The organism is Acinetobacter sp. ANC 4558 (genome assembly GCF_002135375.1).
Lineage (GTDB): Bacteria > Pseudomonadota > Gammaproteobacteria > Pseudomonadales > Moraxellaceae > Acinetobacter.
Genome location: NZ_NEGH01000007.1, coordinates 1 through 21,492 on the forward strand (window position 1 = coordinate 1; position 21,492 = coordinate 21,492).

At 37.1% G+C, this 21,492-nt stretch carries 30 protein-coding genes and 1 pseudogene; all 31 read right to left on the reverse strand.

What is annotated here, in order from left to right:
• Nucleotides 1–209: pseudogene (locus tag B9T31_RS09460) on the reverse strand (hypothetical protein); the annotation flags it as partial.
• Nucleotides 210–686, reverse strand: a complete 477-nt coding sequence (locus B9T31_RS09465; protein ID WP_086181717.1) for a hypothetical protein — start codon at nt 684–686, stop codon at nt 210–212.
• Complete coding sequence (locus B9T31_RS09470; RefSeq protein WP_086181718.1) at nt 686–4,450, reverse strand: tape measure protein; 3,765 nt, start codon at nt 4,448–4,450, stop codon at nt 686–688. The genes B9T31_RS09465 and B9T31_RS09470 overlap by 1 nt, the downstream gene beginning before the upstream one ends.
• Before the next feature lie 55 nt (nt 4,451–4,505).
• A complete protein-coding gene (locus tag B9T31_RS09475; protein ID WP_086181719.1) occupies nt 4,506–4,949 on the reverse strand; it encodes a hypothetical protein in 444 nt (147 codons plus the stop codon).
• Nucleotides 4,950–5,238: 289 nt separating this feature from the next.
• The gene (locus B9T31_RS09485) at nt 5,239–5,727 is read right to left on the reverse strand and encodes a hypothetical protein (RefSeq protein ID WP_086181721.1); all 489 of its coding nucleotides are present in this window, start codon (nt 5,725–5,727) and stop codon (nt 5,239–5,241) included.
• Complete coding sequence (locus B9T31_RS09490) at nt 5,727–6,197, reverse strand: phage tail tube protein (protein ID WP_086181722.1); 471 nt, start codon at nt 6,195–6,197, stop codon at nt 5,727–5,729. The genes B9T31_RS09485 and B9T31_RS09490 overlap by 1 nt, the downstream gene beginning before the upstream one ends.
• 69 nt (nt 6,198–6,266) lie before the next feature.
• Nucleotides 6,267–6,596, reverse strand: coding sequence for a hypothetical protein (locus B9T31_RS09495; RefSeq protein WP_086181723.1), 330 nt, complete (start codon nt 6,594–6,596; stop codon nt 6,267–6,269).
• Nucleotides 6,593–7,429 carry a KilA-N domain-containing protein gene (locus tag B9T31_RS09500; RefSeq protein WP_086181724.1) on the reverse strand — a complete coding sequence of 279 codons (837 nt, stop codon included), beginning with the start codon at nt 7,427–7,429 and terminating at the stop codon, nt 6,593–6,595. Before B9T31_RS09500 ends, B9T31_RS09495 begins: the two co-directional genes overlap by 4 nt.
• Before the next feature lie 166 nt (nt 7,430–7,595).
• A complete protein-coding gene (gene gp17 / locus B9T31_RS09505) occupies nt 7,596–7,970 on the reverse strand; it encodes a tail completion protein gp17 (RefSeq protein WP_086181725.1) in 375 nt (124 codons plus the stop codon).
• Nucleotides 7,967–8,449 (reverse strand): HK97-gp10 family putative phage morphogenesis protein, encoded by a 483-nt coding sequence (locus tag B9T31_RS09510; protein ID WP_086181726.1) that lies wholly within the window; start codon nt 8,447–8,449, stop codon nt 7,967–7,969. Before B9T31_RS09510 ends, gp17 begins: the two co-directional genes overlap by 4 nt.
• Nucleotides 8,431–8,787 (reverse strand): phage head closure protein, encoded by a 357-nt coding sequence (locus B9T31_RS09515; protein WP_086181727.1) that lies wholly within the window; start codon nt 8,785–8,787, stop codon nt 8,431–8,433. Before B9T31_RS09515 ends, B9T31_RS09510 begins: the two co-directional genes overlap by 19 nt.
• Before the next feature lies 1 nt (nt 8,788).
• Complete coding sequence (locus B9T31_RS09520; RefSeq protein WP_086181728.1) at nt 8,789–9,235, reverse strand: head-tail connector protein; 447 nt, start codon at nt 9,233–9,235, stop codon at nt 8,789–8,791.
• Nucleotides 9,236–9,238: 3 nt separating this feature from the next.
• The gene (locus B9T31_RS09525; protein ID WP_228146017.1) at nt 9,239–9,661 is read right to left on the reverse strand and encodes a hypothetical protein; all 423 of its coding nucleotides are present in this window, start codon (nt 9,659–9,661) and stop codon (nt 9,239–9,241) included.
• A 44-nt stretch (nt 9,662–9,705) separates the two neighbouring features.
• Nucleotides 9,706–10,890 carry a phage major capsid protein gene (locus B9T31_RS09530; protein ID WP_086181729.1) on the reverse strand — a complete coding sequence of 395 codons (1,185 nt, stop codon included), beginning with the start codon at nt 10,888–10,890 and terminating at the stop codon, nt 9,706–9,708.
• Nucleotides 10,883–11,767: a head maturation protease, ClpP-related gene (locus B9T31_RS09535; protein WP_086181730.1), complete on the reverse strand. Its 885-nt coding sequence runs from the start codon at nt 11,765–11,767 to the stop codon at nt 10,883–10,885. The genes B9T31_RS09530 and B9T31_RS09535 overlap by 8 nt, the downstream gene beginning before the upstream one ends.
• A 61-nt stretch (nt 11,768–11,828) precedes the next feature.
• Complete coding sequence (locus B9T31_RS09540; protein ID WP_139840909.1) at nt 11,829–12,119, reverse strand: Gp49 family protein; 291 nt, start codon at nt 12,117–12,119, stop codon at nt 11,829–11,831.
• Between the two features lie 57 nt (nt 12,120–12,176).
• Nucleotides 12,177–13,394, reverse strand: a complete 1,218-nt coding sequence (locus tag B9T31_RS09545; protein ID WP_086181732.1) for a phage portal protein — start codon at nt 13,392–13,394, stop codon at nt 12,177–12,179.
• Nucleotides 13,366–13,551, reverse strand: a complete 186-nt coding sequence (locus B9T31_RS09550; protein ID WP_086181733.1) for a hypothetical protein — start codon at nt 13,549–13,551, stop codon at nt 13,366–13,368. The genes B9T31_RS09545 and B9T31_RS09550 overlap by 29 nt, the downstream gene beginning before the upstream one ends.
• Nucleotides 13,552–13,560: 9 nt before the next feature.
• Nucleotides 13,561–15,279: a terminase large subunit gene (locus B9T31_RS09555; RefSeq protein ID WP_086181734.1), complete on the reverse strand. Its 1,719-nt coding sequence runs from the start codon at nt 15,277–15,279 to the stop codon at nt 13,561–13,563.
• Nucleotides 15,280–15,290: 11 nt separating this feature from the next.
• Nucleotides 15,291–15,740, reverse strand: coding sequence for a phage terminase small subunit P27 family (locus B9T31_RS09560; protein WP_086181735.1), 450 nt, complete (start codon nt 15,738–15,740; stop codon nt 15,291–15,293).
• 95 nt (nt 15,741–15,835) lie between these two features.
• Nucleotides 15,836–16,015: a hypothetical protein gene (locus tag B9T31_RS09565; RefSeq protein WP_086181736.1), complete on the reverse strand. Its 180-nt coding sequence runs from the start codon at nt 16,013–16,015 to the stop codon at nt 15,836–15,838.
• An 8-nt stretch (nt 16,016–16,023) separates the two neighbouring features.
• Entirely contained in the window at nt 16,024–16,311 is a 288-nt protein-coding gene (locus B9T31_RS09570) for a hypothetical protein (protein ID WP_086181737.1), read from the reverse strand.
• 3 nt (nt 16,312–16,314) lie between these two features.
• On the reverse strand, nt 16,315–16,605 hold the full coding sequence (locus B9T31_RS09575; RefSeq protein WP_086181738.1) for a hypothetical protein: 291 nt from the start codon (nt 16,603–16,605) through the stop codon (nt 16,315–16,317).
• The gene (locus B9T31_RS09580; protein ID WP_086181739.1) at nt 16,602–16,955 is read right to left on the reverse strand and encodes an HNH endonuclease; all 354 of its coding nucleotides are present in this window, start codon (nt 16,953–16,955) and stop codon (nt 16,602–16,604) included. Before B9T31_RS09580 ends, B9T31_RS09575 begins: the two co-directional genes overlap by 4 nt.
• A 66-nt stretch (nt 16,956–17,021) precedes the next feature.
• On the reverse strand, nt 17,022–17,204 hold the full coding sequence (locus B9T31_RS09585; RefSeq protein WP_086181740.1) for a hypothetical protein: 183 nt from the start codon (nt 17,202–17,204) through the stop codon (nt 17,022–17,024).
• 21 nt (nt 17,205–17,225) lie between these two features.
• A complete protein-coding gene (locus B9T31_RS09590; protein WP_228146018.1) occupies nt 17,226–17,780 on the reverse strand; it encodes a hypothetical protein in 555 nt (184 codons plus the stop codon).
• On the reverse strand, nt 17,755–18,477 hold the full coding sequence (locus tag B9T31_RS09595; RefSeq protein ID WP_086181741.1) for an HIRAN domain-containing protein: 723 nt from the start codon (nt 18,475–18,477) through the stop codon (nt 17,755–17,757). Before B9T31_RS09595 ends, B9T31_RS09590 begins: the two co-directional genes overlap by 26 nt.
• Before the next feature lie 25 nt (nt 18,478–18,502).
• A complete protein-coding gene (locus B9T31_RS09600) occupies nt 18,503–19,432 on the reverse strand; it encodes a HipA domain-containing protein (RefSeq protein WP_086181742.1) in 930 nt (309 codons plus the stop codon).
• Between the two features lie 168 nt (nt 19,433–19,600).
• On the reverse strand, nt 19,601–19,810 hold the full coding sequence (locus B9T31_RS09605) for a hypothetical protein (RefSeq protein ID WP_086181743.1): 210 nt from the start codon (nt 19,808–19,810) through the stop codon (nt 19,601–19,603).
• 153 nt (nt 19,811–19,963) lie between these two features.
• Nucleotides 19,964–20,632 carry a hypothetical protein gene (locus B9T31_RS09610; protein ID WP_086181744.1) on the reverse strand — a complete coding sequence of 223 codons (669 nt, stop codon included), beginning with the start codon at nt 20,630–20,632 and terminating at the stop codon, nt 19,964–19,966.
• A gap of 116 nt (nt 20,633–20,748) precedes the next feature.
• Nucleotides 20,749–21,366 carry a super-infection exclusion protein B gene (locus tag B9T31_RS09615; protein WP_086181745.1) on the reverse strand — a complete coding sequence of 206 codons (618 nt, stop codon included), beginning with the start codon at nt 21,364–21,366 and terminating at the stop codon, nt 20,749–20,751.
• Between the last annotated feature and the right edge of the window lie 126 nt (nt 21,367–21,492).

The following is a 21,492-nucleotide window of genomic DNA, read 5'->3' on the forward strand; positions in this document are numbered from 1 at the left end:
ATCGAGAAACGCTGTTCTAAATCATTGGTAACATTGGCACGTTTAATTGACATTGGTTGATACTGATAAACATCTTTACCGATTTTTACCCCATCCTCATCATTTCGAACATACCGAAAGGTTTTAGTGAAACTTGGATGTGATATTTCAATGCATTCAAGCTGAACCACGCCACCAGAGCTGTTTAAAAAGAATGAGGTGTAATCCATTTAAAGTTTTCCTACAGCTTTTGGTAAGCTTTCATTAACCAGTGTCTCAAGTGGGTTTGTAAGATCATTTAGATCTACACCTTCGCTACCTGCATTAACAATTAAATTATCTAAATTTGGATCAGTATTTAACGGCTTCACACGAAATTCAGCAGTAACGGTATAAACCCCTGCTTCTTTACTGGTGAGCCTTGGACTACCTGAAAAATAACACTGATAATCTTCTACCACTGGACTATCAATACAGAGTTTTGCCAAGAATCGCCGACTCGGATTTCGAGCCCATACACGATAAAAGGCCATTAAATATTGATAGCCTTCGTCTTTAACCACCCACTGTACAGATGCAGTATGGTAGCTCCCTTTCAATGCACGGCGATATCTTGGCGCACCACCATCCAATTGTTGTGAAATAACGCCATCGCCCAACTGAGCCGAATAACCCGATTGAGTAGAGCAGTAGAGTAATTTATGCACTAGCGTCTCCGAGATGTATTTGTATTATTTTTCAAAGATTTTGAAATAACACTATTTGGACTCGCTAACCGATTAGCGAGCTGTTTTTCGATTACATCAATATTGATACTGCCATCAGGATTTTGGCGCGTATTTACTTCTGCACCAACATGATTGTTAATGTTGATCTGCGGTGCTTGTTGTTTTTGACCAGCAAGATACTTCTTCAAATCAGAGTTAGTACGACTATCAACAACACGTTCACCCTTATCTAAAAGCCACGTACCCTCACTTGGCACATTGTCAATACCATCATGAGCCATACCACTTAAAGACAAAGATGAAATAGTTGTAATCGCTGGCATTAAAGCAGCCATTACCGCAGCACCTCCTGCAAATTTCTGGGCAAGAGTCATTGCGCTAGGATCAGCAAAGGCTGTTGTATATGCGTTGTAGGCAGCCATGGTTGAAGATGCAATTGTGAAAGCTTTTTGCATTGCAAACATTGTGCGATAAATACCGCTTTGTTCACCTGCAGAATTTTGAACAGACTGTGTGAGTTGAGCAAATGTGTTTTGTCCTTGACTTAATACACTCCCCCACAAATCAAGCTGTTCTGCCTTTTGTTGCATCAATAAATCAGCTTCCTTCTCCTTATACTCTAGAGAAATTGCATACTCATTTTCCTTATGAAGTCTTTTTGCATCTTCCAAGCGTTTATGGTGCTCCTGAATACCAAGCTCAATTTTTTGCCGATCGATTGCAGTGATATCATTGAATAATTGCTCATCATTCTGCTTGTGCGCATTCCTTTCATCTATCACCAAGCCCAATCGTGCTCGTTGATTTTTTGGTGCGGACATTAAAGCAATATTATCTTGAACACTTTCCATTTTAGAAGCGTAAGATAAATCATACTGAATGATTGCTAGTTCTTTTTGACGTTGAGCATCCTTAAAAGCTTCAACATCTTTCTGATAAACCACCTCTTGCAAAAGAAGATACTTGGTAATTGCTGTTTTATCACCCAAAAAAGCTTTCTCAATATCTTTTATAGCATCAGCATTAGCAGCCGCCATTACTTCTTCTTCAGTGTAATAGCGTTGTTTAATCGTCTTTTGGTACTCTAAAGATTTTTCTAAAGCAGTATCTGCTTCATTTTGCTTATCAAGCACCACCTCTAAAGCTTTTTGAGTGTCAGAATCCTTAACAAAAGTTAAGCTACTGTCAAAAGATGATCTCCATGCCTCGTCTGCACTCTTGCCAGCTGCAATAGCCATTGCATAAAGACTACGGCTTGCCATCAAAGCCTCTTGTGCTTCTTTAGCACTTATGGATGCCTTGTTGTTGCCTTTACCATCATAATAAGATTTACCTGTAGCTGGATGCGCTACAGAAGCAAAAACTTTTGCTAAATCTATGTTAGCAGCAACCACATCATCACTTTTACCAGTTAGATAATCTTCAAGTGATTTTCTACCTGATTTTGAGGTAACTAGGTATTGTCTGAAGATTTTTTCTTGCACCTCAGCATTAAAGGTTTCAGTAACAGATACAATCCCTGAATCAACTGCTCCCTGTAATGTGGATGGTATATTTTGATATTTACCAGCCGCAAAAATTTTCCCACTGTCTTGCATCTGTCTAATTTGACCAACAGTCATACCAGTGAGATTGATTTTTTGCCCAAGACTATCACCCGCCTTCCCTCTATTAAAGGAATTGTAGTTTCCTTCACCTCTAGCAATAACAGCATCAATTGTTTGAGATTTAACGGTCTTCTCTGCGAGATCAAGCTGCTTTTTCTTCTCCTCAGTAGTCTTTTTCTCAGTCTCTAATCGCGCCTCCTCCTTTAAGTTGAGCTTATATACAGCATTAATTTGCTCATACATAATCTTGGATAGCTGCTGATTAAATGGAATTCCTGCCTCTATACGCTTATCCGCAAAATGCTCTGCTTGAGGTCGAGTCATTGTTCCCTGAGATACATTTTTTTCAATATACTCCTGACGTTGCAATCGCTGACTAGCAGAATCGTAAACTTTCTTTTGCTGATCTGTTAAGCCTTCATAAGCATTTTTCTGACGATTTACAGCGTTCGCCACATCATTATGAGATTTAGTTAGCTTGGTATTTTCTCTCTGTATCTCAGTGATAAGTGATTTTTGTTCACTCATTTTTTTAGATGCTTGTTCTAGACCTTTTGCTTGCTTATCAAATTCATCTTTTTGCTTTTGAGTGAAGTTAGTATTTCGGTGCACTTCTACTGAAAGCTGCTCTAGTGTAATTTTTCCTGATTTGTACTGCTGCACAAGTTTATTAAACTCACTCGCCTGTGCGGTTGACATATCAGTGCTACGACTCATTTTTAATGAATGTGAAACAAGCTCTTGATTTACCTGCTCATAAGATCTAGTTAATTCATCCAAAGTCTCGCGTTCTTCAACAATTTGCCCTTTGCGCTCCAACTCTCCTAGCTCTTTGTATTTCTTAATTGCATCTTCGACTGTGGTGTTATTTTCACGCAACGATACTGTTGAGTGTTTTGTGTTATCTCTAAATAAAAGATAAGACGCAGCAACACCTGCAACAGTTAAACCTAAACCTACTGGCCCACCCAATACACTTGTTATACTGGCACTCGCTAATGCTGCTGTTTTTGCTGCCGCTGCTTGTTGATATGCCGCTCGCGCATTGCTAATCATTGCTGCTGTCTGTGCATTGGTGACACCCATTGATCGAACCATTGCTGCAGTTGCAGCAAGATTTGATTTAGCAACATCATAATCAGCAATCGCCTTACTTCTTTGAGCAGCGATATTTGTGATTTTGGAAATAGTATCTGCTACTGTCGCTTGAGTCCCTTTAATTACAATTGGAATATAGGTGCCAGCCATAAATGCCACAGCAGTCCCACCAACAACAGTTAAAACATCCAAATTTTGAGACGCCCAAACCATTGTATCGCCAGCAACAGCTAAACCAGCAGCTAATTTATTAGTCGCACCCGTAGCAATATTTACCTCACCTACAAGCACACTAAAACCATTTTTCACAGCAAACATACCATCAGCAAGTGAGTTTTCCATTGCGTCTGCTAATTCTTTGTTTGCATCCTTTGAAAGTAAAAAGCCTTTGTGAAGGTCTGCTGCTGCAAGTTTGCCTTCCGCACCCAATTTACGAACTTCTTGTGTAGATTTTCCAGTTGCTTTTGCAACATCATCAAGAACATTGGGTACTGCAGCAATAATAGAAAACCATGAATTAGCTTCAACTTTATTTTTATCTAAAACCTTGCCGTAAGCACTCATTGCAGACTGCGCTTTATCGGCAGAAGTTGCATTATGCACAAAAGAAAAAGAAAGGGAATCCGAAATATCTAGAACTTGCTTTGTGTCGTAGCCCAGCTCCTTTAGGCCACCTGAAACCCCAAGATATACTTCTTGAGCTTCACCTAATGCACGATATGTGCTATTTGCAGTTTTTAATAATCGTTGCTGAACATAATCATATTCTTCAGTAGAGTTTGCAGCATCTTTTGTTGCATTTCTAATTCGTGCTGCGTTCTGTGTATAAGCATCCGCGGTTTTAACAATTTCACCCACCGTTAAACCAGCAATGGTTGCAGCACCAAAACTAAGAATAGCTTTAGTTGCTGAATTTACACTTGATTCAATTCTTTTTGATTCACGTTGGGCGGTATCGCCAGCACTCTTCATTGGGCCAACAAAATTGCTGATCTTAGCAATCATATCAAGTGTCAATGTTCCGAGTTTTGCACTCATATAAACCTCAGGCGTAAAAAAACCGCCTAAAGGGCGGTGTTGCTGTTTTTTAACATCAATATCTTAATTTTCGATCAACTTGATCCATGTATTTTAATTTTAAACAAACCGACTCTTTATCAGCAACCAGTCTATTAACCCAGTCTTTATTTAAGTCTGACTCACTTAAATCATTTAAATCTAAACGCTCACCATTGGCATTGATAGCATTATATATGTATGTTGTATAAGCAATTTGATCTAGCTTTTTTAATGAATCGTCTGAGCATACAATTTTTTCATAATTGCTAATTGGATTTTTGCAACTTACAGGTGTTTTTATCCTTTCATCACTTGGATCCAACCAATAGAGTTTAGCATCTGCTTTATCCTTCTTTAATGCTTTATTAAGGACACCATTCTTATCTGCATCTTTTAATAAGAATACACACTCCTCATCATTAAATGCATTTGAAAACGTACATGTGAAAACCAGACACAACCCTAATATCTTTTTCATAAAACCCTCCAAAGAATAGCTCTAAGATAATGAGATTTATATGAAAAAGAAACCAACCTAAGTTAATTTCCCTCTCCATAATGCTGCATCATATAATCCTCAAGCGACATTTCCACTTTTAGTGGCTTTTCTTCATGAGGCATAAAGTTGTATGGATCAACATCTTTAACGCCTTTAACGGATACATAGAGTGCTGATAAGCCACCTATTGATTGCTCAATACGTCTTGCAGTAAAAAGAGAGCCCCGTTTTTCACGATAAGCTCTCCATATTTGAAGCTCAGAATGTTTTATTCTTCGTTTGGCTTCCGCAATGGTTCTTCCCCCAATTCCGTTGATGACAAGTTCACACCAGAATTCTTCTTCGCCAATTTCTCTACCAGATACTTTCCCACAAAATCATTCACTTCGTCCGCAACAACATACATTGCATCTACAATTTGTGGAGCAGCAACACCTGTTGAATCTAATGTTGGGAAAATAAGCTCATTTGTATCAAAATTATAAACACAAGCCTGAACACGAATTTTAATGACATCAGCCATGAGCATCTTAGATGTATCTTTACCACGCACTAAATTTACAACTTCATCGTACGACAATGATTTAACACCAACGATGGCTCGAAACTCTTGATCGCCACGGAAAAAAGAAATTTCTTTTTTCACAAGTTCAGTTGTTATATTGGCAGACATTGCTAATAGACTATCAATATCCAATGTACTACCTACAACCCCAGCAGTATCTTTAGGCTGAGCTAATTTTTTCTTTCTAGTCATTATTTAGTCACCGTGCGTGGAGTGATTACAACTGCTGATGTGCGGATAAGGGTAAATGTATATCCAACCATTGCATCTGTCTCAATTGTTGGTGCTGCTGGATTGATGTAGCCTTTGAATGACCACCAAATACGATCTTCAGGTAATGCAATACCTGATACTGATTCATAAGTCGGTGGTGATTTCGAGTGGCTAGAACCAATGTACCATTCGATTTTATTCCCTGAGTCAGCAAGCTCAATAAGTTGAAGATGACTTGCATTTTCATCATCCAAGTCAATTTGAATAGAGCCTTCACCAGGATCACGCAAACCACGTTCATAATCTTTTGTGTCAGAATCTAAACATGTTGTGTCAATTTTGGTAAAAGTATCATCACCAAATGTGAATGCTTTAGGGCATGAAAAACGCACTACTGTGTTATCAATAACAGCAAAGACCTGTGTGCCTTGTGCTTTAACATTTGCCATGAGTAGCTACTCCTCTTTTTAGGCATAAAAAAACCTCCTTTAAGGAGGTGGGTTTAAAAACAAGGTTAATTAATGCTTTTGTGCTTTTAGTTCTTTCCAATGGAAAGCTTTATCAAGGCGATGATCACCCATAGCTGAATCACCTATGGATAACTCAGCTTCCAAAGTTTGCAATTCAAGTACTGATTGGAAGTAATTAAATAATGGCGCATAAGTTGTCATTACTTTATGGTTTGGAAATGCGTTAATTAGCTTTTCATGAGCATCTTTAATACCATTTTGTAAACAGACCTCAACAGCCACTATTACTAATGACTCGCCATTTAATATGAAATCTACTTCTTCATCCTGATCAGTTGCATCTTTACAAGCCATAGTTAAATACTGATATTGGCTCATACTGCATACTCCTGTTCGGGCATCACTAAACGTAATTGACCTTTTGCTTGTGGAAAGGCTTGATAACAACGAGTTATAAAATCTTGATAATCAGTAGAACTATTAGCAATAACTTCTATTGAATTAATTTGTTTTGATAGCATTTGCTCACCACCATTAGTAAGCCATTGATGCATCTTTTCACCATCACGTTTATTCTCTCGAACCTCCAATAGAACTTCTTTTGGCATAATGATTCGATATACCCATTTATTGGTAATGTCACCAAATATGGCAGGACTACCACCAACATGATTATTGAATTTAGTGTTGGTTATTTTCGCTAAAGCTTTGTAATAGGAATCAGGAAATCGCTTCTCCCAAGTGGATGCGGAAGGCAACAACATTAAGCGAATCATATCCTGTACGGATGGAGGTGCTTGATTTGCCTGAATCAGATTATCTATTTGCTCATCACACCAAATTGCGAAATCAATATTTAACCAACGAGCAAAAGCGATCGCCAATTTAGGATGCAGCCATGTGCCACCACCATTGTCTGGTGAACCAGATTTGGCTTTCACAAAGCCAGTTTTCTTAGCTAAATTTAGAACTTTGTTTCTTGATGTTGACTTACTTCCATCTAACTTTATGATTTCATTGAACTCTGTCAGAAAGTCACTTTTGCCTTGTCGCTTGGCTAGAGCAGAAAGATATTCTGCTGTATCTCTTTGTCGCAACCACATGTATGGTTCTTTATTAAATCTTTTGGCAGCTTCTGTTGCATTAAACCAACCCGAACTATCAAATGATTGGTCTACATTTTCATATTTGATTTTCACTATTGCATTCATTGCTTTACTCCAACTATTCATTAAAAAAAAGAAAAGCCGACAAGAAGATGCAATGAATAGTCGAAACGACCATCTTCTCTTTCGGGAGCTACCCTAGTCGGCTTGGTTGCCATTTTTCAGGCATAAAAAAACCGCCCAATAAGGACGGTTTAATTAACTTTTTAAATTATCGATCTACAAACCAATTTGTATCAAAACCAGTTCGATAAAGTTTTGTGTCTGATTCTCGACTGTTACCACGTAAACCTGTAATCGTGCATGAGTTATCTTTTTCTAATGCGCGTCGCACAGCATTTTTAATTTGAAGCAAATCATCTGGCGTTTCAGCATACACATCAAATTGAATAGAAATATGATCGACTAATGCAGGGCAATCAAGATTGTTTTGGGGTGTGCCTGAAATGTCCTGCCACACTAAATATGGCTTTTTAGGACTATCAGATGCCAAACCAAATTCATATGCACGCAATACACCTCCTGACTCTAAGAATGATTTAACATCTTCACTCGCATCGAGCAATTCATAAATAGGTGCTGTCATGATATTTTGCCTTTCGCTATTGCAAGCTCAATTGATTTCATAAAAGTTTGTGCAAAGACATCAGTGACTTTTTCAACATTTTGTTCCAATGCTGGGCGCATAAAAGGCACTGCTTGAACTTTACTTGTACCAAATTCAATATAACGCCAGTAGACCGTTTCACCACCCGGCAAAGCTGCCAGTTTTGCACGATTAGATTTGCTATTTACGGCTGCACCACCCAATACACCAACACGCATTCGAATTGTGGCCATATTTCTTGTTTTGCCTGCGCGAGTGACAATATTTTTCTCAATATCTTCTCTCGTTGCTGGGTCATCAATATAAGCAGCACCAATCTTTGCAGATAGTTCAACAATTTTCATTGCTTTACGTGCTGCTGACATGCCTTTTGATCTGACTTTTTTAATATCAGTGAGTTCTGCTATTTTTTTATTAAAATCATCCAAGCCTTCAATATTTAATTGCTTTGCTGCCATAATGATTCACCTTCTGCAAGGTTTAGAGTCAGCCACTCAAGACCTGATTCATTATCAGGCATTGGCTCACCATCAATTTTCCAATATTTACCTCGAAACAAAACTCGCATAGTTGAATCAATTTGATTAGCTTTAGAACTAAAACGAATCTTACAACGAGCAGTCATTTTGGAATTAATCGCTTGAGCTTGGAGGATATCTTTTGTGGATAAAGGCTCAAGTTTTCCCCAAACAGTCGTAAATTCTGACCACTGTTTAGTAATTCGGCCTGTCTTTTTGTCTTGAGTTTCAATGAAGGTTTCTATCCGGATGCGGTGAGGAAGTTTTCCTGCTTTCAATTTACACCCCTAAATCAACTCTAAATGGCTGTACTACATTTTTCACAGACTGAGGTAAATCTTCAAAATCTTCGCGCGTTTCATAAAAATAGCCAAATGTGAGCAACACGCCTGCCCGAATAAGTGGATTGATTACAAGGCCATTCACGATCATTGAAATTTGACGATCATTATCGTATTTCTTTTGCTTGGCTAATTTTTCATATAACTTAGAATTGCTTTCTGACTTATCGAGTAATTTTTGATACTCAGTTTCAAACCTTTGCTGAATTAAATCAATCTGATCAAATGCAGTATTTAATGCATTTTGATCTGGGTAAAAATAACGTCCAATAAACTGTGCAACCATTAATTCAGCTGCATCCAACTTTGATTGTATGTCGCTATCCTCGTCATCATGATCAATCTTTTGATGTAGCTTTGCATCCTCAATGGTGAGCACAGACATATTTTATTCCTTTGGAATTAAAGCAAGAAGCTCATCCTTCTTAGCACTTTGTTTAAACCCAATTCCTTTTTCAATAAGAATTGCTTTTAATTGATCATTGTTCAGTTTTGAATAATCTTGAGCTTGATCGTCCTGATCGGATTGCTGATCACTGTCTAACTCAAGTTCAGCCAACCGTGCCTTTAATGCATCTGGGCTATTTTTAAGTGCATTATACTCAGCCTCTAATGCATCGTATTCAGACTTAGCCACATAGTGACTTAAATCAATACCATCTTTGCATTCTGATATTTTTTCAGGTTCAAGGGAGACCGCTTGTTTTAATGCGATTAACTGTTTTGCAGCATGATCAGAAGCTTCAAATTCATCATCAGGCTTTAGAACAACACCCATAAAATCATAGGTTTTTAATGCCTTTAATTTCATAATATTTTCCATTTAATAGGGCATGTGATATGCCCCGATTTTGATTAAGGGCCTTTTTTACTAAAAGTGCCTGTGACAAATGCTTCAGGACGATATACAGCCAGCGCTAAACGCTCTTCTGCACGAATAGAAACCATATTATTTTCAAAATCTTTGTCGTTTTCAGTAGAGAGAAGAACCTCGATATCCATACGATCAAAGATTTGTGCACCCATACCAAATGCACCTGTCAAGAAGTTATCGACTACCATTGCCTGTGTTTCAACAGTCGGAAGATTCCATAATGTTGGCGCATTACCATTCACCGGATTACCAATGATATAGCGCCCTTCATTGTCTTTTGTGAGTTGAATTCCAGCCCAATCAATCGGGTTCAATACGATACCTGTAGATGGCAATTCTGCAAGGACCGCTTGCAGCAATGCATAACGAATACGATCAATTGCAGTCGCATTTGAAATTTTCACTAATGCTTCATCAAAGGTTTGTGCTTGAGGAATAATGCCATGCAGGTTTTGACCTGCACCATTACCAAGTAATAATTGACGCTCTTCTGCAAGCTGTAGCCCATAACGAGCACGTGCATCGATATAAGATTGAAGCGCAGGAGCATCATCTAAGATTTGTCGGGATGCTTTGAATAAATGTGCAATGGTACGAACATTCGCAGTCACATTATCAAACTTAATATCTGAATAAGGTTTAGGCTTACCTTCTTCGACTGTTGCAGCATTATTGGTAAAGCCTGTTTCAACCGTATATTCAATTGCATTTGAACTTGTTTGACCGGGTGCAATTAAGTCACGTACAGTCAAACGCTGAGTTACAGGTGCAATAATCCCCTGGTGATCAGGAGTTACCGATGGTCCTGTTGAAGTTAGAATGGCTTGTCGAGGCATAGCAATACGCATATTACCGCGGAATGTTGAGCTTGCATTGGTTTTGAAATCTTCACTTTCAACAACACGCTGTCCAGCAGATTTAAACGTAGACTGTGCTGGTGTATTCGGACGATCTAACTGTTGCTGCATATTTTGCATGCTTAACTGCAACTCATTAAATTTACTTAAAGCATCATCAGCTTTCTGTTTAGTTTCAGCATTTGCATCACCAAATTGCTTGACCTGTTTTTCAACGTTTTCAGCATATTGTTTAACATCATCACCAACTTTCTTTAAGTCAGTTTGAACTTGCTTGTATTCGTTTTCGAGCTTTACTGTATCAGTCATTGTTAAAAATACCTTTTAAAGAGTTTGAGATTCTTGAAGCCGAACCATCGGCAAACGAAATTGAACCAGCGTCATGCGTGGTTTTTTGAGCAGCATTAGGCGTGCTCGGTACGACAGCGTTTTGCGTGTCGGCTTTAATTGCTTGAAATAATTTGCGTCGTTCTTGACGAGGAATATTTTGCTTTGCCAATATTTGATCTAATTTACGAATGGCTGCTTGTGCTGGTTGCTCTTCGGATTGCTCAACTTGATCTGCTGGTAAATAATCATCTGCAAATCCTTTTTCAATCGCTTGTGAGCCTGACAACCAAGACTCCACATCCATCATTTTGGCAATTTCTTTTTCATCAAGATTGGTGCGTGTTCGATAAATATCATTTGCAGACTCATCAAAAACCGCTAAGTAATCTGCTGCTTCACGCATATCATGTTGATTTCCAACTGCATAAGACCAACAGTTATGGATCATGACAAAGCCAGCACGTGCAATTTGAATTTCATCACCTGCCATGGCAATAACGGATGCTGCACTTGCTGCAACTCCCAAGACACGAACAGTTACTTTCCCTTTATGAGCGCGTAATAAGTTATAAATTGCCAAGCCTTCAAATACATCACCACCTGGTGAATTAATATTGACGATGACATCTTGATCATCACCAATAAATCGCAATGCCGATGCGATCCGCTGGGCAGTCACTCCACCATCCGTCCACCAGTCATAGCCAATTTCTTCATAAATCGAAATCGTATTGTCAGTTTCAGAAGATGCTTTTATATTTGCTTGCCATTTATTTAGCACCGAGTCAGGCAAATCAAACCGAACATTAGGTTTATTAAGCGCCTTTGGTGCCATTGGCATATTTCGTTTTGTCATTTGATTTACCTTTTAAATGGCAATAAAAAAGCACCTTAAAGGTGCTGTGATCTAGATTGTTTTAACCACCCGAAAATAAGCGATAACCTTCGAGCTCCCAGAGCTTATTTTCTGCAATTTTTAAAGCATCTTTAGTTGAGCGTTCAATTCCTAGCTCTTCATTAAAATGCCCTGTTGCAATGTCAGCTTTAGAAATAGCGGTTCCTAAATGAAATTTTCCATCAAGCCATGCAACCGCCATAACATGTGATGTAGGTGTGTCACATGTAGTTGTGTGAACTTCAACACGATTCAATAATGCTTCGATTCTTTCTTTTGTTACACGCGGTACAATCTGTTCATTGTTTTTCATTTCTTTACTCACAAAAAAAGAGCCTATTGGCTCCGTGGTTAATTTAAATTGTAAAACTTACTCTTGCCCAGCTTCATCAATTGGAACGTTTTGTTTTTGAATCGTGAGTTTGCTTGCTATACCACCATGTTTAGGTAGATTTTCCAGTGTTCTAACTTCATCACGAGTATAAATACCGTTATTCACCATTTTGGAATAATATTCAGATCGTGCTACAGAGTCAGCTCTAAGCAAACCTTCAATATTAAATTCAATTTTGTATTTAGCACGTTCAGCAGGGCTTAATAGATTTTTATTCATAGCCTGCTCAATCAAAACAAGCCATGGTCGAAGTGTAAATGTGAGGAAACCAATCATTTCCTGTTCCATTCCACTTCCCCACTTAGTCTGTCCTTTTCCTGCGTAACCAATCATCCAACCAGGAACACGGAACCAACGGCAAATCGTTTCAATGCTAAAATTTCGTGATTCCAGAAGTTGTGCATCTGCTGGATTAATCCCAATCATTTCTGGTGTAACACCTTGTTCCAGAACAGGTGATTTCCCTGCATTTAAAGCACCTGATACCTCTTTTACATAATCGCGAAATACTTCACGTTGCTCTTTGGTCATTGTGCGTTCGACTTTAAAAGCAACTGTAGGCATCAATCCATTTTTAAATGTACCACTTGCTGCTTTATCAGCTGCCATCGCATTACCGAAGGTATTCGCACCGTACTGAATGGGTGATAATCCAATTCGACCATCTAAAGAAAATGCAGGGATATGGAGTATTTCTTTATTACTAATTTCAAATTGTTGACCACTTCGATCTGTATATTCATAAATAAGATCATCTCGATCTGACCAACTTAATTTCATTCGATCAGGTGATAAGAAGTTAAGGCTAGTTACTCGATCTCCTTGACGCTTTACCTGTGTAAAACCATTACCACGAAGCAAAAGAGATGCTGTTAATGCTTGAGTGTAATTCACCGAAGTCATATGAATATTCGGTTGATTCCGCAAAATATTAAACAACGGATGATCTTTTGCTGGTATCCGACTGCCATCTGTTTGGCTTTCATAAAGCATAATCGGTAATGTTGACGTTGTTTCAGAAAGCAAACGTACACACGCCCAAACCGCATCAAGCTTTAATGCTTTTTCAACATTAACCGACTCACCGCTTGTTGATATAGCTCCAAAGAAATTAGACCAACTTCCATCGGTTAATTTGATTGATTGCTTGGGTTTAACTACGGCATCACTCAGGGTTTGTAGAAGTGTTTTCATCTATCAATCCTTTTCTTAAAAATGATGCAAAACCAAATAAGCCAAATGCGATAACCAAAAGCATCCAGCCCATACCCCATAGAATATAGATCCCTATACCAAGACAAATTGCACCGCTTAACAGCAGTAGCAGATATAAAATTACTGCTGTATTCATATGACCTCTTTATACGATTATTGGGTTACTGATTGCATCCATGAAATTATCATCCGATGAAGCATCAATAGTTGTCAGCACGATTCGATTGATACCCATTAAAGCTGCAACAGCACCATCAATTTTCTTAAAACTCTTTTCCTTATCTGGAAATTCTGTTTCATTTTTTCCAGTCTTAGAGATTACGTTGCCAATCATCCATGACAATATTGGATTGCCATCATGATGGAATCGCCCTGATGCAATTGCTGCTTCAAGCTCTTTCATGGCTGGTGAAAATGTTTTGGTATTTTTAGGGATCTTGATTGATGTATATCCTGCATCATCAATATTTTTTGCAATCTGAAAACCTCCCCACTCGTCATATGGGACCTCTTTAACCTTTAGATTACTGGCATCATCAATGATCTCTTGCGCTATTTCATTTAAATCATTTTCAGCATCACCACTGATAGTGAGCAATTCTAAGTTCAACCACTTTTGATATCGCTCAGTTACTTGCTTTTCATCACCGTTATAAACAGTGTCATAAGGTAAGTAGAACCTTGGCTTAATGCTGTAGTAGTGAATCTTCCCTTTAATAACCCGATAAAAGAGATTAATTCGTGCCGCAATATCAATCTTTGAAGATAAATCAACACAAATCATGCAAGCATCATTACTAAAATCTTCAATTTTCAATGAAGTGTCTTTGCAGCGATTCCATTGCTCCATGTTAAAAAACGCTGATTTTGCAGAAACCCATACATTGAGATGTTTTGTTTTAAAGGCATTCTGCTTAGATGCACTCTGAATTGCACGACGTTGCTGCGACTCTAAGTAATCTGCATATACAGATACACCATAGTTTGGGTTCGCTTTCTGCAACACTTTTGGATCAGTCCAATCATCCCCTTCATCAATTGTAAAGATGAACCCAAACAACTCGTCATCTGGAACAGTGCCCTCAAGCATCTCCTGAACGCGAATTTGAAGATCATAACAAGGGCCTTCAATATTAAAACCCGATGTGGTGATTGTAAAAATCAACGGTTGTCGACGTGCCCCCATTCCTGTTTGCATCGTGTCGTATAGCGCAGAAGTGGGATGTTCATGGAATTCATCAACAATTGCACAATGTGGACTCTGACCATCTGGTGGATCTCCAATAATGGTTTCAAATAAAGAACCATCTTCAGGAATTTCCAAACTGCCTGCATTAATTAGTATGCCAGCAGCTTCAACTAATTCAGGTGATCGTGCAGCCATCAGTCGAGCTGGTTTAAATACTTCCCATGCTTGTTTTTCAGTAGTAGCACCTGCATAAACCTCAGAACCAAACTCCCCATCGTTCGCAAACATATTAAGGGCAACACCTGCTGCAATAGCAGACTTGCCATTCTTACGCGGTACATTCCAATAGCTCTCACGAAAACGCCGATATCCATCTTTCTTTCGCACCCATCCAAATGTGCATGCGATTCCGAATTTTTGCCAAGGCTCGAGCGAAATTAACATTCGCTTCATCGCCCATTCACCCTTCGTGTGAGGTAAAAGTTCTATAAAAGCTATCTTTTTTTCAGCTAATTTAGCGTCGAATTTATATAAAAAATCTTTATTTTTGCTATTTTTTAGGTCGTTTAAGTGTCTTTCACAAGCTAATTTCACCCATTTGCATGCTGGAATTTTATTTGAAATGACTTGTTTAGCCCACTTATTTGCAATATCTACGTTCGGGTAAGCCGTCATTTCAACCCCATTTACATATTAAGCACCTTCGCAAAACGGTTTTCATTTGGCTTCTTTTGTGCACCTGTTAAGCGTGTACGAGAAGAAGGATCAAGCCCCAACATTGCCCCAAAAGAAGCCATTTGTTTTGATGCCTCATTGAGAGCTGTTAGTGCAGGATTTTTAATTACACTTCCTTGATCGGTGGTTAGCGTAATCCCCATCAATGCTACTTCTTGCTGTGATTTTCTTAGGTTTTCATAGGCAATACAGAACATTTCAACATTGTGCATATCGGTTATTTTTAGCGTCTTTCTTTCCAGTAATTTTGGTACAACAGACCGCCACATAATAGATGCATTTTCCATCCCTTCCATGTAGTCAGGAACCACTATATCAAACACACCTTCAAAGTCATTGCTTGGGTCGGGCTTCACTTTTGTTTTTCGACCGACTCCAGCGACTGCCTTAACTCCACCCATTTGTCAACACCCTGAATTTTTAATTTCGCTCACGTAAAAAAATACCTAAAGGGGCGGTCATTTCAGAAAAAGCTCTGAACTTTTCACCTCCCCCCCTACCATCTACAGCGCCTTTCATCTTCTGCTATATTTTTTTGAGCTTTTTTGGCTTGTTTTTTAACTTCACATGCAAGCTTTATGAATTCTTCAATGTCATTCGTTGTTGCACCAATGCCTGAACTTAACTGTGCAACCGCATAATCATGTGCCATTTCTTCGATAGTTTTCTCAGTCATCATAATACTCACTTGTTAGCAAAGGGATCTTCATACACTTCAAGAAATTCTTTTTCATTCATAACACTCAGTTTATTTTTGTCATCAATGAAAATCATGTCTGTACCCTTTGCATCTCGCAAACAACGATCTCGACATTCAACCTGAACCACAGACCCACCTATCATGATTTTATTTTCTTGAAACTGTTTCTTAAACCATGTTGGAAGTTTTGACCAATTGTCTTTCGATAGGCTAATTACCTTCTCAGCACTTATACCGCTTACGGTTTTGTGCTTGGTTTGATAAACAATCATCCCTTAACCTCCTGAGCAGTCCTTTAAGTATTGAACACATATGTTTTCAAAGAACATAAATGTTTCTTTTTGAATGAATTCATATTTCCCATTAAATAAAAGAGAAAACTTCTCACCTACTCTCCTAAAGGAAAACACCACATCATCCGCTGACATATCAAATATCACGCTACGACCAGTTCTTTCGTGAAATAAACACTTGATGCTTGTGTTTTGTTCATTCCATGAATCAACAAAACTTTTAAACTCTTGAGCAACAGCACCTTTTTCAATATCAAACCACTTACTACTCATATCTTTCCTTCCATCGCTGTTTTTTCTTTATGACACGGCGAGCACAATGACTGTAAATTTGATTCATCATCTGTACCACCATGAGCCTTAGCAACTATATGATCAACATCTGTTGCTTCAGTCACTCGACCTTTAGCCATACAAGTTACGCATAGATATTGATCACGCTGTAGTATGCGTTTACGCAGCTTCTGCCACTGATAACCATAACCACGCTCTGTAGTTGAACCTGTTCGATCTACACGGCGAGTCCAGCCAGTACGCTTAGATGCATGTGCATCACAATATCCTTTTTGATTTCGTGACTTGACTAAATTAGGACACAGCGACTCTCTACATGGTCTGCTCATAATCACCCATCCAAATATGCAGATTGAGCTTTAGGCTCATCAATTCCACTCATCGCAATCAATTCATTATTCTGATCGATGATCTGTGCTATTAGTTGGCTTTGCGCTGCCATTAATTTGTTTTGTTCCGCCATGCTTTGAATCAGCGTCAACACCAAGCTGTTGCAAGCACAATCGCATTCTTTCTTTTGCTCTTTCAATTTGTTTGCTCATCCATTCACGGCGTTCATCACAGCCTTTACATGCCATATCAATTCTTCTTTGAAAAATTTAATTAATCTTTAGGTCAATATCAGAAATGATTGATTGTGGTTTGAAGGTAACTTTGTAGTGATAAGCACTAACACCCTTACCACCTAATTGCTCAGAAAAATAAGTCACATTATCTGAAATACCTAAAGAATGTTTCTTGTACTCAGAAGGACCTGTTTTGCAAGTAACATCAACCTTACGATCACTAATCACATCAAATGAGCATTTACCCTCTATCGTTAAAATATAGTCGTTGGTGATACCGTTATAAAACACAACACGGCGATCTAATTCAAAATTATCGGCAGCATAAGATAGGTTTTTAGATGCCACTTGAGCATCACGAGCGCAACCAACAAATGTCATAACAGACATCAAACTAATAGCGATTAGTGATTTCTTCATTTCTTTACTCCTAAAAACAAAAACCCCACCGAATTTATTATTGGTGGGGTTTTGTGCCAGTGGCAATGTCACCGAAGTGACGAGGGTTTTAATTAGGGTGAATCCACCCATAAAAAAACCACCCGAAGGTGGTTGTAAGAAATTAAATTTCTTTAAACTGCTCATCATCAAATGGCTCAAAACCATTCTTCCATGGTGCCTTTAACTCACATAAAATTCTATATTGAGCGGGCGCCGATGTGTTTACTTTTAAAATGTTAATACTAATTTCACTTTTATCACTGAAATCCATTAATCTCTTAAGGTCATTACATAAGTAATGGGGTAAATATCCTACTTTTTTTTCAGCTTCTTTGAATAAAAGAGTTGCTTTATTATCATAGTGATTATCTAGCTCAAATTCAAAATCTAAACGATCACCGTCTTGCAAGTTATCTGCATTACCCTTTTCTTGATCTGTTAGATGATTTACGCCACTAACAAAAAATTTAGTTGTATAGAAAGCATTTTCATTTTTAGGAATATTCACAATCCTAAAATGATCTGTCTTTTTTTCACCTCCAGAGATAGCTAACAACTGGATATAATCTTTACAATCTGACGAAAGTCCAGCCCATGCAAATAGGCTATCATGCTCTGGTCGACTTTCTGGAATTAGTCGATTTTTAAAAAAATTAAAAAGTGTTGCAGATTTATAAACCTTAGACTTATCCTCCATGTTTGGAAAACATGAAAAAGATTTATGGTTCGCACCTTTTGTATACTTAAACAAATAGTCACTTTCAGACTGTTGTGTTAATTTTGCTACAGGATGCCACATTCTGGTATCTGCCATATCTTGCCACATAACATATACACTTTTCATAATGACACTCTCTCAATATAGGTTTTCATAAAAACACGTTTCTCAATTCCAATAAATTAGCCTTATTGCATAGGATTAATTGGACAGTAAACTTTTTAGCAATTTCAGACATTAATGCTGGAGGTACTTTTTGTATTATTTTCCAAACAATTTCTTCTGTTACATTATCGTTCAAACGATTAAGCCAAGATAATGCAGCACCTTTTTCTTTCAGACCATAAAAATGAAAGGCATCCAATAATTTAAGTCGCTTATTATTAGAAGGACTATGAAATTGAGATCGCGCTTTTTTTACATATACTGAAAGCATTTGTCCTTTATCTTTAGTATTTAACCGTGTATTTCGCACTTCATCACTCTCATTCCTAGCAAGACTCGCACCATGATCATAACTAGGTGCTAAATGCTTTCCAGAAATTGAACTAATCATTCCCCAATTTTCATTGTGTCTATCTTGATTTGCAATTAAAGCATCAAACATAAGATAACCCACAAAAAATTCACTAGCTGAATCAATCTTTTCATAAGAAATTGATTCAATTGGTTTTAATCCAATCATATTAGTCATAACACTGTGAACATGATCAATATATTGAATATTTGGATTTTCACCATTTGCATCCAAATAAGTCTGTAGTAATAGATTCCCAGCTAAGAGCTGTTGATCTGTTCGATTGATAAAATTAGGCGTAATAACCCCCCTTTCGGAGTTATATGTTGCTAACTCATAATGAGCATGAGGTAATCCAATTAACTCAGCAAGCTCACAAGCAATTTTTTCTGCCCAATCTTCACCATACCTAAAACCATCTTTTGTTTTTGTGCTTTTGAAAAGAATATCCTTTTTAGTATCACGCTCCAAATACCAAAACTTACTTTTCGTTCCAAGTTGCTCATATGAGTCTTCCTCTTCCTGAGATATATCATGAACTGTATAAAACTCAATGTCTGTCATAATGGTGTTTGAAAATTATAAGGTACTTATAAAAAGGTTAATAGAGCTATGCGACACAAAATGTCGCCATAGAATAAGGATTAGTATAAATACCAAACATTAATATGACTAGGCTCAATTTGTTACTAAACAAAACCCCGAAAATACGAAGTTTTATCTCTAAATGTTTTATAAAATAATATTTTTATCCAAATCCACAACTACTGGATTTAGAATCGATCGATTATTATCAACCTCATTAGATGCAGCAAGAGTAATTACTTTTTTTCGATCAATAGTACCATTTGTATAAATATCCTCAGCCGTCACAGGTAATCTTATTTGACCTGAATCAACTGTATAAATGATTACTAAATTACTTTTATTATCAGTTCCCATTATGAATAGCTTCCATTTTTTAATATGAAAACCAATAATATCATATGCCTTTTAAATAAATACATGTAAACAAAAACCCCACCGAATTTATTATTGGTGGGGTTTTGTGCCAGTGGCAATGTCACCGAAGTGATGAAATACGACTAATTCAATTCAACGATCAAGCTTTTGTTTGAGCCGATATAGCTCCATATAATTTTCAATTGCTATTGAAAATTCAACCCTAACCTTTTCTACTGTTGATAATTTTTCAACCTGTAAATCAACATTGTCACTTACCACATGATCAATTAGAAATGAAATGTACATTGGTTGAGGATATTCTCCATATTGATCCAGCTTATATTTTTTTTCTTTTAGGTGCGATTTTATAGCTTGAAATTGCTCTTTAATCAAAATATCAACACTTAATTTAATTTCGCTTTTTAAATCATCAGTCAATTTTCTTTCATTTATTTTTTCCAGAATATCAAAAAAATTGCGAATTCTTGTTATTACTAATGAATTATCCTTAAACGTACTATTTGGGTATCTGTTGTTTCCTAGCAACATGCGAAAGCTTTCCAGATTCACATCTTTAAGCTCTCTAAGTACATCTCTAGCTTCATCTGTTGCTTCTTTTAGTTTTAATGTGGTTCCAGCAACAGATATCTCAACAATTGATTTTTTAAAAGCTATCAAACAACAAATCACTAAAACCACTGTTATAAGAGCAACATAATTACCACCATCTATTTTTTTTAGAAATAATAAAAGAGTGCTAGCGCCACTTAGAATGCAAAAAATTAATATTGAACACCATACATCGTACTTATTCTTCAAGTGTAAAACTCTTTTATATAAATTTTTTTTAATTATAAAACAAAAAGCCCACCGAATGGTGAGATCTTGTGCCAGTGATAAACTATTGAGGTAGTGGGGCAGCTATAAATATTAGTTTATAAATTCCAGATTTCTTTACTCTCGTTCAAATCCCGTAAATATGGTGGTGAATTTTTCGATATAAAAGACTGAATTTCATCTTCCGAAAAATCATTAAAATAATTACCTAAATAATGCAAAAGCTCTTTTTCAATTTCAGGGTTAATTGAATAGTGAAATATTTGCATACCATTAGACATATTTCTTCCATATTTTGAGGATAAATAAATTACCCCTTTTGTTACCAACAAGGTTACCTCTGGTGCTTGCACTGGCAACCAAGTCGTACTAGATGATTCCAGTAAATATATATATAAAATAATTACTTCTTTGGCATTAATACCATCAAGTAACTTAGGTATGTTTTTTTTAAATTTTTTCCTTCTAAAATAATTTACTATCTTATTTTTTAGTCCACCAAAAACACCATCAGCAATTAAAAATACAAAACTAGAGACACATATCAAAAATATTAAGCCAATAATGGAAATATAAAGCTGCTCTAATTTGTCAACTCCTAATATATACCTTAGACCCAATACATCAAATGTAATAACACCACTACAAACCAACAGTATGTACAAAATAATATTATGCGTCTTAAATATATTAAAAATATTATTGATATATTCCATTATTAAATCATTACTGAAAAGATATTCAGTAATATATCTATTTTCCAGACAACAAAAAAGCCCACCTTTCGATGAGCTTTAATTCGTTGGTCTCGGATAAACCGTAATACGACCAGTATAGTAAAA